Origin of the sequence: Acidiplasma sp. MBA-1, from assembly GCF_000949015.1 — an archaeon.
Classification (GTDB): Archaea; Thermoplasmatota; Thermoplasmata; order Thermoplasmatales; family Thermoplasmataceae; genus Acidiplasma; species Acidiplasma aeolicum.
In genome coordinates this window covers 163,215-176,805 of record NZ_JYHS01000003.1, presented here as the reverse complement: position 1 = coordinate 176,805, position 13,591 = coordinate 163,215, and the positions used below count along the sequence as shown (strand labels likewise).

Genomic DNA, 13,591 nt, shown 5'->3' with positions numbered 1-13,591 from the left:
CACTTTTAAAGCCCAAATCTTCTAAATACCATATTTTTAACAGTATCCATAATGAATAAAAATGCAAATCCCAGTATTATATCATATACTATAAAAACAGCAGGAATTGCTGTTACAAGTATACCATAGTATGATATTAATGATATGAACAGAAAATCAGCAATTGATGCTGTTAAAAGGTATTTTGATGGCATAGAATTCCAGAACCTTTTCCTCTCCCTTATGGCAAATACAGTAAACTGGCCGGAAAAAACAAGCATATCAAATATAAATGTATGCATCTCACTGTGTGTTAAATGAAAATAGGTACCTATATAAAGTGCTATAAAACCTTCAAGTATTACTGCAAATGCCAGACTAATGGAACTGTAAACAAGTGATTTTACGTTCCATTTTTCTGGGTGCATTGAGTATCTCACATTATCTGTGGCAAGTGACATTGTAACAAAATCATTGGCAAAAAGAAGGAGTATAACATCGAATGGGGTTGTTACAAAATATTTAATCACAAAAAACGATAATGTTAAAAATATTACAACCTGCATTGTTTTTATGATCTTATTAAGAGTATATGTTAGCATTCTCTGATATATTTTTCTTCCTATTTTCACTGATTTTACTATATCCTCTATCCCCTCATGCGTAAGAACTATGCTGGCTGACGCCTTCGCAACATCTGTGGCAGTGCTTACCGCAATTCCAACATCAGCCTGTTTTAATGCCGGGGCATCATTTACACCATCACCGGTCATGCCGGTTATTTCACCAGCCTTTTGTGTAAGCTTTACTATGTTATATTTATCCTCAGGAAATACCTCGGCAACAATTCCACATTTTAGTATGTCATTTTCAGATTTTATGGTGCTATTCTTGCAGAGGTCACCTTTTATTCCCACCTCCTTTGCTATTTCCACCGCAATTGGTCCATTATCACCAGTAACCATTCTTGGTGTGATGCCCATTGAATACAGTTCAGATATAAGCTGCTTTGAATCCTCTCTGGGGGCGTCATAGATGGCCAGCAATCCAGAGAGCCTGTATTTACCTGACGTGCCAGATGCAACACCGAGCATTCTAAATCCCCTTTCAGCCTCCTTATCAACTTTTTCCTCTATGGTGGAATAATCAACACCAGCAAGTTTGCATATTTCCTGTGGCGCCCCCTTTGCAACATTTATGCCATTTGTTAAATGACTAGATGTCATTTTTGTGGAAGGGTCAAAGGGTGTGAAGCCATCCCTAAGTGAAAAATCAACCTTTATGTTTTTATCATTTGCATACTTTAGCACTGCTGAATCTATTGGATCATCACTGCTTTCCTCTGATGCCATGGCAGCATAATATAATATACTATTCTCATCATCGTTTACAGGTATTACCTCTGCAACAGAAAGTATATTCTTTGTTATTGTCCCAGTTTTATCCATATATAATGTTGTCATAGATGCGGCATCCTCTATTGCATTCAACCTTGTTACAAGTGCTCCGGTCTCGGATGCCTCAAGGGCACCTATTGCCATGGCTATGGTGAATGTTGCTGGCAGTGCCACAGGCACGGAGGCTATTAGAATTACAAGTATAAATGGTAGAACATCTGAGAGGCTTATATTTATAAGTATTGAGTATGCTGCAAGAATAATAACAAGGGAAACATCAACTATTATTAGATATCTCACTATTCTCATTATTAAATTTTCCATGTGGGATGCGGCCTTGGCTGTTCTGACCAGCTGTGCAGTTTTTCCGAAAAATGTATTTTCACCTGTTGCGACAATTATCGCATCGCATTCTCCACGTCTTACTATTGAACTGGAATAGATAAGATCCGGGTTCTTTCTTTCAACTGCAAGCGATTCGCCTGTTAATGCCGACTGGTCTACCTCTATATTCCCATTTATTATTTTCGCATCGGCTGGAACAACATCACCAAGCTTTATATGAACAACATCACCAGGCACCAGGAGTGATGAGTTTATCACCTTCCATGACCTGTCCCTTAAAACCACGGCCTTAACAGAAAGCTTCTTTTTTAATAATTCCAGTGCATTATTTGCCCTGGATTCCTGCGTGTAACCAACTATTGAATTAAAAATTAATAGAAATAATATAATGTACATGTCATCATATTTCTTTAAAATAAATGTTATAACTACTGTTATTTCAAGCATCCAGGCTACCGGGTTCCAGAACTTTTTAAGAAATTTAATTATATTACTCTCCTTTTTTTCACTAACCTCGTTATAACCATATAGGGAGATCCTTTTTGTGGCCTCATTCTCAGTTATACCATCCTTTGATGAGTTTAACGAAGAATAAACGTTATCCAAAGGCATATCCTCAAATTTTGATTTCAATAAAAACAAATTATTACACACTATATAAGTTTTAATTTTTACCTGAAATTAAATAAATTATGTAGCTTTTATCATTAATAACAATAAAGTATATCTGAAAATATAATAAAACTGTATATCCTTAATATTCGCTGATAAATAAGCATACTTAAAATCTTTGAATAACATTAATTGTTTTTATAAAACATCAAATCACTAAAAAATAAAGTAGTTAATATTTAAAATATCATTATTTACAGAAATAATAACATTTTTAATATTTAACCATTTCATAAATTAACTTAATTAATAAATTATTAATGAATTAAGTGGGATAAATTTTTAAATAATAAAACATTGCATTTATTATGGAGAATAGTAATTATAATACAAAGGTTGAGAAATTTGGCAAAAATTCAGCAAAGGCCACAACATCACAGTTTTTTGGTTTTTTGCTGGATGCATTTGACCTAACAATGATTTTATCAACAGCACCCGTTCTCGCCGTTGTCCTGCTACCGCCAACCACAGCACTTCTTGGGGCATTCACAATTATACTGTCATATTCTCTCACAATTATATTTAGGCCCTTTGGATCGGCCATTTTTGGTCATTTTGGTGATAAAATAGGAAGGAAAAAGGATCTTATTATAACCATACTGGGCCTAGGATTATTCAGCACACTTACATCTGCACTGCCAACCTATGCCAGTGTGGGTATACTATCATTTGTCCTTTTTGTCATAATAAGGATCTTCGTTGGCACATTTGCAGGTGGTGAATACGCTGCCGGCCATCCATTTGTAATGGAATGGACACCTTATAAATTCAGGGGCATAATTAGCGGTCTTGTTCAGGGTGGATTTTCCTTTGGCGCCCTTCTGGCAGCAGCAATAGTGGCTATTTTCACAGGATATTTTGGTATTGCAGCCATAAAGGCATATGCATGGAGATACCTGTTCCTGACAACCTTAATTCCGGTGGTCATTGCCCTTGTTGTGAGATTAACAATGAGTGATACTCCTGCATTTAATAAGCTCAAAAAGGAAAATAAAATTAAAAAACAGCCATTTACAGATCTGTTTAGAAAGGAGCACAGAAAAGATTTCTTCCAGGTAATGATATACATGACTGGAATGTTCTTCTTTGCATATTCATTATTCGCATTTGTTCCCACAATACTTGAACATGCACCAAGTGTTTTCACATACGGGGAGGCAGATACAATATATACATATTCACTTGGCACAGCCTTTGCAGGTGCATTATTCTTTGGATATGTGTCACAGAAGATTGGAAGAAGAAAGTTAACTTTAATATGGGCAGTTCTTACATTAATTGTGACTGTGCCAATGTTTTATGGCGCATTCTATGGGGCCAAAACAGGAAATGTCCCACTTACTGTAATATCTGTACTAGTCATTGGTTTTATAACACAGGCGCCATGGGGGATAATCCCTGTATACCTATCTGAGAGATTTCAAACAAATATGAGATCATCTGGCGTAGGTTTTGGATATTCATCCGGAATTTTTATAGGTGGATGGTTCTCAATATATGTTCCATTAATGCACGATTACCTTTTTAAATCCATAGACACACCAACAAACATATGGTTTTCAACTGCCATGCTATTAATGATAGGCGCGGTTATTGTTGGCGTGGGCATGTATTTAAGTCCTGAAACACTGGGTACAGAAATTACCGATGACCATAATATAAAAAATATTGAGGAAACAAAGGAAAATAAAAGTGTATCAGAAAATTAATTTTTAATTTTTATAAAACAAGGTACATGTAACCTTCCTGTTTTCTTTTTATTATTTCCTTCAAACTTGCGGGAACATATACCACGCCATCCGCAAGTTCATCCTTTTGGATATTTCTTGCTTGCATTGAGGTTCCGCATGCAACAACCTGCACCTTTTTATTTTCAAGCATTGGTTTTATTCTGTTTTTTTCCACCACTGCAGCTATTCCACCATTGAGATAAACAACCTCAACAAGCTCTGTTTCTGGCATTTCTGAAAGATGCTCGGCTGCTGTTATGGACATTGCTATTTTATCCTCTGAATCAACAGACAGTATTATTTTCATAATCCAAAATATGATAATTCTATTTAAAATTTCTTAATATATGAATATATTTCATAAATATGCATTAATTTCATATAAACATCATAAATATGATTTATTTTTTCAATAAATAATCATTTTAAAAATGTTAGCATAAATACAAATTTTTTTGAAAAATTATTATATTAAAATAAACGATATAACTTATTTTATAATGTAATTCGTTGTAAAAGTTTAATAATGATATAATGGTACGGTATAGCAAAAAATTTATTAAACGTTTTTCACTACTAGATAATGCATTATATTGTAATTACTGGTGGTGTAATTTCTGGATTAGGAAAGGGAACAATAACTTCCAGTCTTGCATACCTATTAAAAAATAGTGGTTACAGGGTAACTAATATTAAAATAGATCCATACTTAAATTATGATGCTGGTACCATGAACCCATACCAGCATGGAGAGGTTTTTGTCCTTGATGATGGTGGCGAGGTTGATCTTGACCTCGGAAACTATGAACGGTTTTTGGACACAAATTTAACATCTGACAACAATATTACAACTGGGAAGGTGTATAAGGAGGTTATTGAAAAGGAACGCATGGGCGATTACCTTGGAAGCACTGTTCAGATCATACCCCATATAACAAACGAAATTAAAAACAAAATAAGAAAGGCGGCCAAGGGTTATGACATTGCGTTAATAGAGGTTGGTGGTACCGTCGGAGACATTGAATCCATGCCATTCCTGGAGGCCTTAAGGCAGATGAAGTCAGAAAAAAATGATGATATGATATTTGGTCACGTTACACTGATTCCCGAAACTGGAGGGGAACAGAAAACAAAGCCAACGCAGCACAGCGTTAAGGAGCTTCGTGCCATAGGAATCCAGCCAGATATTTTATTCTGCCGTTCAGAGCACCCATTAAATAGCGAGGCAAGGAAAAAAATATCATTATTCACGGACGTTAAGGAATCAGGAATTATAAGCATATACAATGTTAAAAATGTCTATTTTGTTCCGGAACTTATGGAAAAACAGCATATACTGGATCTTATAAGGGAAATTTACAATGCCGATGACCATGAATTCAATTACACGTTAATGAATTTTGTCAATAACATAAAAAATCCTAAAGATGAGGTAACAGTTGGAATAATAGGCAAGTACATAGATATGCAGGATGCATATATAAGCCATAAGGAGGCATTTTCACACGTAACAGGCAATACCGGAATTGCGGTAAATATTAAATGGATAGACTCAGATAAATTACTTAAAAACATTGATGATTTAAGGAACCTTGATGGAATACTTATACCCGGTGGATTTGGATACCGTGGTGTTGAGGGTAAAATAATAGCAGAAAGGTATGCCAGGGAAAACAGAATACCATACCTTGGCATATGCCTTGGATTTCAGGTTTCAGTAATTGAAATATCAAGGGATGTTCTCGGCCTTAAGGATGCAAACAGCACAGAATTTGATGCAGAAACTAAATACCCTGTTATTGATATACTGCCTGAGCAAAAGGGTGTTAAAAACTTAGGCGGTACAATGAGGCTTGGGGCCAAAAATGTAATTATTAAGGAAGGTACACTTGCAAGCAAAATATACGATGGCCAGAAAATAATATCAGAGCGCCACAGGCATAGATTCGAGGTTAATCCTGTTTATATTAAAGACATTGAAAACGCAGGGGTAATTTTTTCAGGGACTGATGATGAAGGAATAAGGATGGAAATTATGGAATTAAAGGATCGTGATAATTATATTGCCACACAGTACCATGCTGAATTTAAATCACGCCCATTAAATCCATCAAGAGTACATTTATATTTTATAAAAAAATCACTTGAATATAAAAAGTTAAAGGAGGATAAACTGTATGAAAGAAATATTAAATAATTTAATACAGAAATCGAATCAGAAGATAGCGAGCGATCCGGCATATTCCAAAAAGCTTCAATCTGTAAAAAAAACAATATGCATTACATTTGATAATAAGGACTCTTACACATTTAAAATCGAAAATAACCACATAAGTGAGCCTGTAGAAGAAAAATCTGATGCTGATATATATGTTGAGGTCAGCTCTGATTTATTTAAGAAGATATTATCCAAGGAAGAAAGTGCCATGGATGCTTACCTCAAGGGTCAGCTAAAAATAAAGGCATCATTAATGGATAAGCTGCTAATAAGTGATTTATTAAAATCCTGAAATGTTAGACAAAAAATTAGATGAGTATAATAATTTAATTCGGAAAAGGGTTGACGAATGTTATGCCATAGCCACAGAGGCCAAATCCCTTGGCAGGGATATATCAACTGAGGTTGAAATACCACTTGCCAATGATATGGCCGAAAGGGTGGAAGAATTAATACACATGAAGGGTATCGCCTCAGAAATCAGGGAACTTTCAAAAACCATGTCTAGGGAGGAGGTATCACTTAAGATCTCCAAAAAAGTTGCAGAAATGCTCAGGGAAAATAAGGATGAGGCCCTTGAAAAGGCTGTTAGGGTGGGGCTTGCCATATTGACCGAGGGCATACTGGTGGCACCTCTGGAGGGAATTAAAGAGGTAAAAATAGTTAAGAATGATGATGGCACTGATTACGCTGATATTGTATATTCTGGTCCAATTAGAAGCGCAGGTGGTACTGCACAGGCATTAAGTGTTCTAATTACAGATATAGTTAGAAGAGAGCTTAATGTGGGGGCATTTAAGGCAACAGATGAGGAGGTTGAGAGGTATATAGAGGAAATCCAGGCCTATAACAGAAGAAAACATTTACAGTATTTGCCCTCTGATGATGAGATAAGACTAGTTGTAAAGAATTCCCCGGTTATGATCGATGGAGAGGGCAGTGAGGAAGAGGAAATTTCCGGGCACCGTGATATGAAAAGAATTAAAACCAATAATATCCGTGGTGGTATGTGCCTTGTGCTATGTGAGGGGCTTATACAGAAATCCAAGAAGGTTTTAAAATATACAAATATAATGAACCTGAAGGAATGGGATATACTGGATAAAATTGGCAACCATAAAAAGGAGGAAAAGGGGGATAAGGGAGAAAAATACCTCAGGGATATTATAGCAGGAAGGCCGGTTTTTGGATATCCAAACAGACCTGGTGGTTTCAGGTTACGATACGGCAGATCAAGGCTCTCCGGGCTGGCCGCCGCATCCATAAATCCTATTACCATGTATATACTGGATGATTTTATTGCCATAGGATCACAGATAAAGGTTGAGCTTCCTGGAAAGGCCGCGGCGATCACACCCTGTGATACAATAGATGGCCCAACAGTGCTTTTAAAAAACGGCGATCATGTTAAAATAAAAAACATGGAGGAGGCACGCAGTTTAAGGGAAAATATAGACGTTATTACAGATCTTGGTGAGATTTTAATCGCCTATGGGGATTTCCTGGAGAACAACAGAAATTTATCAAGGTCACCGTTTACAGTTGAATGGTGGTCATATTATCTGCCGGATAAATTGAAGGGTTACGAAAAAACAGTGCCGGATCAGTTTACGGCAGTGGATCTTTCCAGAAAATATAAAATTCCGCTCCATCCAAAATATGACTATTACTGGCATGATATAACAATCGATGAACTTAAAAAATTAATAGATTCTATAAAGGTGGCTGATTTTTCAGGAGGTTTAATTTTAACCCATGATATTCGGGATATATTAATAAAGCTTGGCATAGAATTTAAAAATACAGATAATGGCCTATTTTTATCAGAATTTTATCCCCTCATAATTTCCACAGGTTTTGAACTTGTTAACGATAAAATTGTTCAGTTAAGAAATATTGATAATGAAACAAATGTAATGGATGCGGTAAATAAGCTTTCAGGTATAGAGATTAAGCCAAGGGCACCTGTGAGGGTTGGTGCAAGGCTGGGAAGGCCAGAAAAGGCAGGGGACAGAAAAATGAAGCCAAAGGTCCATGCCTTATTTCCAATTCTCAATTATGGTGATAGCAGGAGATCTATTCTGGTTGCGGCCAAAAACAGGGTAGAGTTCTCAATGGAATTAAATGCAAGGCAGTGCAGGAACTGTGGAAATGAAACACCATTAACATTATGCGAAAAATGCGGTTCTATTACATATGACGAAAATACAGAGAAAAAATTAAGTGTTAATGTCGGAACAGTTCTTGAAAAGGCTGAAAGCCATGTTGGTTTTTACGATTTAAAGGAGCTTAAGGGCGTTAAAAAATTAATGTCCAAATCAAATACGGTGGAACCTCTTGAAAAGGGTATTTTAAGGTCAAAATATGATATAAGCCTGAATAAGGATGGTACATGCAGATATGATATGTCCGATATACCCATAACACATTTCAAAAAAAGCGAGCTGAAGTTATCCTCTGAGACATTAAAAAATCTTGGATACCCGGATCAGGAAATAAACGAAATATATCCACAGGATATTATAATACCAGAGGATGCGGCAAAATACCTGCTCCATGTATCAAATTTTATTGATGATCTTCTTGTTAAATATTATAACATGCAGCCATATTACATGTGCAGTAAAATAGAGGATCTAATAGGGCATCTTGTTATTGGGCTTGCACCACATACCTCAGGTGGCATTGTTGGCAGGATTATTGGCTTCTCAAAGGTTAGCGGCTGCTATGCACATCCATTCTTCCATGCCGCGAAGAGAAGAAACTGTGATGGCGATGAGGATAGTATAATGCTTTTGCTGGACGGTCTTCTTAACTTCTCAAAAAAATTTTTGCCATCAACCACCGGTGGCCTGATGGATGCACCTCTTGTGCTAACAGTCATACTTGATCCTGAGGAGGTTGACAAGGAGGCCCTTAATGTGGATACTCTTTATAAATACCCTCTTGAATTTTATCTGGAAACAGAAAAAAATTCACCGGCATCATCTATAGAAAAGATGATGAAAACAATGAAGGTAAAAATGGCTGAGGAAAATTCATATACCGGTGCAGGTTTTTCATTTGATACATCCGATTTAAGTGATGGCACACTTACATCAGCATATAAAACAATAGGATCAATGGAGGAAAAGATAGAAAAGCAGCTTGGGCTTGCAAAAAAATTGATTTCTGTGGACGAGAATGATGTTGCTGCCAGGGTCATATCATCACACTTTCTACCTGACATGTTTGGAAATTTAAGGAGCTTTTTTACACAGGAATTCAGATGCACAAAATGCAATTCAAAATTTAGAAGAATACCATTATCAGGCAAATGCCTTAAATGTGGATCAGATAATTTGATATTAACAATACACCACGGCAGTATAGTTAAATACCTAAAAGAAACGGAAAAAATAATGTCAGAGTTTAAACTTCCTGAGTATTTACAGGCCCAGATTAGAAGGCTTATAGATTCTATAAATGATACATTTGATATACATGGGGATGAAATTGTTGATGACGCACCAACACTGGAATCATTTAAATAAATTCATAAAATAATGATGCATGATTGGATCATTATTTGTAACAGGACCTGCAGGAACAGGTAAATCAACATTTTGCGGTGCATTTAAGGAATGGCTTACCAGAAGCGATTATGACTCCATTATAGTAAACCTTGATCCGGGTGCTGAGTACCTTCCATATGAACCTGAAATAGATATAAGGGAGTTTATCTCACTGAATGATATAATGAGTGAGTACTCTCTTGGTCCCAATGGTGCCCAGGTCGTTGCATCTGATCTGCTTATAGATAATGCAGAAAAGATAAGGTCAAAACTTGATTTGTACGAGGACTATTATGTAATTTTTGACACTCCGGGCCAGATAGAGCTTTTCAGCTTCAGGCCCAGCAGTCCAATGCTTGTTGAAAGGCTTGCAGGCAAAAAAGGCATGCTGGCCTTTATTGCAGATTCTGTTGTTGCACAGACGCCTTCAGGTTTTATATCTGAAAAAATGTTATTTGGATCGGTATATTCAAGATTCTACATTCCCATGCTATTCGTGCTTAATAAAATAGATTTAATTGGCGATGAAGTTGTTGATAAAATAAAATCATGGGAGGATGACCCTGATCTCCTATACGGGGGCTTTTTGGATGAAAAGGGTGAGATGGTAAAGGACTACTTTCTTAATATTATAAATGCATTTAAGGAATCTGATATAATAACAAAAATTTCTCCGGTTTCATCAAAGGATATGTTTGGATTTGATGACATATATTCTGATATGTCCAATTATTTCCAGGGCGGTGAGGACACAGATACGGAATACAGGGATGAATAATCAAAACATTTTTTCCATGTCCCTTGTATCTATAACATTTACCATCTGGCTTATCATTTCCAGTGATTGAAAGTATAACCTTTCAGAATACGTTGATGTGGCATCAGAAATAACATACGTATTAAATTCCCTTATGTATGATTCATATGAACTTAAGAATATATCAGTTTCAGTGAAAAAACCACATAATAGAACGGTATTTCTTTTGTGCTGCCTTATTAAATCCTCAACATTGGTATTATAAAAAATATCCTCCTTTTTTACATGCACCACATTCTCTGGAATTAAGGCACGTTCAAAATCAGATAAAAATTTTTTATCCATTGGTGATTCAGGCATTTTTGAGTTCTCCTTTCTTTCATTCATTTTTTTTATAAACATGTTTATCTCTTCATTTCCTGTGATGTACTTAAATGGTCTTTCCGTGAATAAAACTGGGACATCGTATTTATTTACAAAGTTTTTTAGATAGTCTACTGCCATTATAAATTCCATCTTACTGAAAACATTCCTAAAAAAATCCCTGCTGTAATTTTCCATTATTATTATGCTATCTTCTGGAGAAATCATGTAACTTTATTTATAATTAATATTTCTTATTTTGTGAGCCATCGCATTACAGTTTAATGAGGTTTCAATATACATTCACCATTTTCATCATTTAGAATGAATTCATCATATTCATATTGCATTTTATTCAATTTATTACTGTTCATATCGGATTAAATATTAATAATATATTCAATTTTCCTTAATATTTATTCCCATTAAGTTATACATGCTCTCAGCCCAGAGACCTTATTTATAGTATATTTATCTATAAATGAAAACTATAAATAAATTTTAAGAATAAGGCAGATAAGGCGGAGATTGCCGAGATAGGAAAAGGCGATGGATTTAGGGTCCATTTCCGCAGGGATTCGGGGGTTCAAATCCCCCTCTCCGCATCCTTTTTAAAATTTTGGAAATCCCAGTGCAGCATCTATTATAATTCCAAGGGCAAGCACAACAGAGGCATAGATATTATAATGAAACGCTCTTCCATAATCCTGCTTCCTTGCAAGAATAAATGCAATAAGCATTATCAATCCGTGTAGTGCTGTACTTATGTAGGATATTAAATATAATTTATAAAATATGTCAGCACCAACGGCAAGGGAAACAGACAATACCTGATTCAATCCTGCAAATGCCAGTGATTTGCCTCCAAGCAGAACTGCAAAACTATGCAGATTATGGGTTTTATCATAGTCTATATCTGGAATATGGTTATATAAATCGAATCCAATGGCCCAGAAAATTGTCGCAAAAACAAAGAACCATGGAATTCTGTATATTATATACAACGGCCCATGTATGCCGGATGCAGCTATGGCACCGGCCATAACCGATAATCCCTGTATGGATGCTATCTGATAATTGGCCAGGGCCGTGTGCCTTTTCATGTATGGGTATGTCATAATTATAAGTGCGCCAAGTGGGGATAATGTAAATGCTATAATGTTTATAAAAAACGCAGAAACAAAATATCCTATTAAACCTATTATTATAAACAAATATGCATCCTGAACTGTAATGGCACCTGTTACAAGGGGTCTTGTCATTGTTCTGGGATTCCTGGCATCTATAAACCTGTCTGCAAGATTATCATTTGTCATTCCTGCTATCCTAATGAAAAAAAGTGCGGTGAATATTAATAGCAAAACCCTGATTGATGGAATACCGCGGACGGCCAGAAAGGCCCCAAGATATGCCATGGGGAGGCTAAAAAAAGTCTGCTCCATTCTTAAAAACCTAAGCGTAATATAAACCTTATTTTGTGTTTTATGAGCTCCTCCCGGGTCCCACATTTATAAGGTATATCTATATTCTTTATAAATTTTAATCATATTTTTTTTAATAAAAAATTTCATAATTTTATATTTAATTTTTTGTCATTTTTCATTTTATTTTATGGATATAATTTATTAAATGATTTAATATTATATTTAAAGATGGAAAAATATCTTATAACTAATAAAAAATAATTTTTTATCATGCCATAATTGATCAATAATTATCCTGCTATAATTTTAGCATGCTGGCCATAACATCTGCCCTGTTGGTTATTATACCGTTTAAACCCGCATTTTTGATTTTCACGGCATCAACATAATTATCAACCGTCCATGGAATTACAATAAATCCAAGACTTCTTAATTTAATGAGGCAGTCAATTTTATCATTTTTATATTCTGGTATATAAACAGAAATTTCAAGTTCCCTCAGATCAACACTGTTAAGTTTTCCCATATATTTTTCGGATAAATCACAGTAATCCAGACCCAGCATAATTGAATCATCAAGGGCATGCATTTCCCTGAGTGAGAATGGGTTAAATGATATGACACAAACGTGATCTTTCATTCCTGTATTTTTTATTATTTCCAAAGTTTTTGTAACAATATTGTTATAAACCATACTGCCAGAATCATCTATTGTTTTTAGTTCAATAAAAAAATATTTTTCATGATATGTTTTTAATATATAGTCAAGCCGCGGTATTTTAAAACCCTTTATATTTAACCTGTCTATTTCAGAGGAATTTAGGTTTTCTATATTAATATCATTCCCCGTTAATCTTTTTAAATTAAAGTCGTGAACTATGTAAACCCCACCATCTGCAGATAAATGAACATCAAGTTCCACAGCATCTGTATAATTAAATGCATTTTTGAATGAAATCTCTGTATTTTCTGGATATTTCTCAGGGAGGCCACGATGACCTATTATTACAAAGTTTTTTGTTAAATAATCATACATTTCCATGCAACACCATATATAAATTACTTATATAGTTATTTGAGGATAAATAAAACATCAATATTCCTAGATTAATTTTATTTCCACCATAAGGTCTAAATTTGAGGTATTTACGT

At 35.2% G+C, this 13,591-nt stretch carries 10 protein-coding genes and 1 tRNA gene; 6 read left to right on the top strand and 5 right to left on the bottom strand.

Features of this window, described 5'->3' with window-relative positions:
• Positions 1–5: 5 nt before the first annotated feature.
• Complete coding sequence (locus TZ01_RS06630) at positions 6–2,354, bottom strand: plasma-membrane proton-efflux P-type ATPase (protein ID WP_048102021.1); 2,349 nt, start codon at positions 2,352–2,354, stop codon at positions 6–8.
• A gap of 347 nt (positions 2,355–2,701) precedes the next feature.
• Between TZ01_RS06630 and TZ01_RS06625 the strand changes: the two genes are divergently transcribed.
• A complete protein-coding gene (locus TZ01_RS06625; RefSeq protein WP_048102020.1) occupies positions 2,702–4,102 on the top strand; it encodes an MFS transporter in 1,401 nt (466 codons plus the stop codon).
• Positions 4,103–4,112: 10 nt separating this feature from the next.
• Here TZ01_RS06625 and TZ01_RS06620 read toward each other — a convergent pair whose 3' ends face one another.
• Positions 4,113–4,430, bottom strand: a complete 318-nt coding sequence (locus TZ01_RS06620; RefSeq protein WP_048102019.1) for a DsrE family protein — start codon at positions 4,428–4,430, stop codon at positions 4,113–4,115.
• Between the two features lie 276 nt (positions 4,431–4,706).
• On the opposite strand from TZ01_RS06620, the gene pyrG reads away from it, so the two are divergent.
• From pyrG to TZ01_RS06600, 4 genes are read left to right on the top strand one after another with little or no spacing between them, the layout of a single operon-like run.
• Positions 4,707–6,320, top strand: coding sequence for a glutamine hydrolyzing CTP synthase (gene pyrG / locus TZ01_RS06615; RefSeq protein WP_048102018.1), 1,614 nt, complete (start codon positions 4,707–4,709; stop codon positions 6,318–6,320).
• The gene (locus tag TZ01_RS06610) at positions 6,301–6,633 is read left to right on the top strand and encodes an SCP2 sterol-binding domain-containing protein (RefSeq protein ID WP_048102017.1); all 333 of its coding nucleotides are present in this window, start codon (positions 6,301–6,303) and stop codon (positions 6,631–6,633) included. Before pyrG ends, TZ01_RS06610 begins: the two co-directional genes overlap by 20 nt.
• Position 6,634: 1 nt before the next feature.
• Entirely contained in the window at positions 6,635–9,874 is a 3,240-nt protein-coding gene (locus TZ01_RS06605; protein ID WP_048102016.1) for a DNA polymerase II large subunit, read from the top strand.
• A 19-nt stretch (positions 9,875–9,893) separates the two neighbouring features.
• Positions 9,894–10,673, top strand: coding sequence for an ATP/GTP-binding protein (locus TZ01_RS06600; RefSeq protein WP_048102015.1), 780 nt, complete (start codon positions 9,894–9,896; stop codon positions 10,671–10,673).
• Here the strand turns inward: TZ01_RS06600 and TZ01_RS06595 are convergent, their stop codons facing one another.
• Complete coding sequence (locus TZ01_RS06595; RefSeq protein ID WP_048102014.1) at positions 10,674–11,243, bottom strand: isochorismatase family protein; 570 nt, start codon at positions 11,241–11,243, stop codon at positions 10,674–10,676.
• A gap of 293 nt (positions 11,244–11,536) precedes the next feature.
• On the opposite strand from TZ01_RS06595, the gene TZ01_RS06590 reads away from it, so the two are divergent.
• A tRNA-Leu gene (locus tag TZ01_RS06590) sits at positions 11,537–11,620 on the top strand.
• A gap of 6 nt (positions 11,621–11,626) precedes the next feature.
• Here TZ01_RS06590 and TZ01_RS06585 read toward each other — a convergent pair.
• Positions 11,627–12,523 (bottom strand): 4-hydroxybenzoate octaprenyltransferase, encoded by an 897-nt coding sequence (locus TZ01_RS06585; RefSeq protein WP_048102013.1) that lies wholly within the window; start codon positions 12,521–12,523, stop codon positions 11,627–11,629.
• Between the two features lie 214 nt (positions 12,524–12,737).
• Positions 12,738–13,481: a glycerophosphodiester phosphodiesterase gene (locus TZ01_RS06580; protein ID WP_048102012.1), complete on the bottom strand. Its 744-nt coding sequence runs from the start codon at positions 13,479–13,481 to the stop codon at positions 12,738–12,740.
• Positions 13,482–13,591 lie beyond the last annotated feature (110 nt).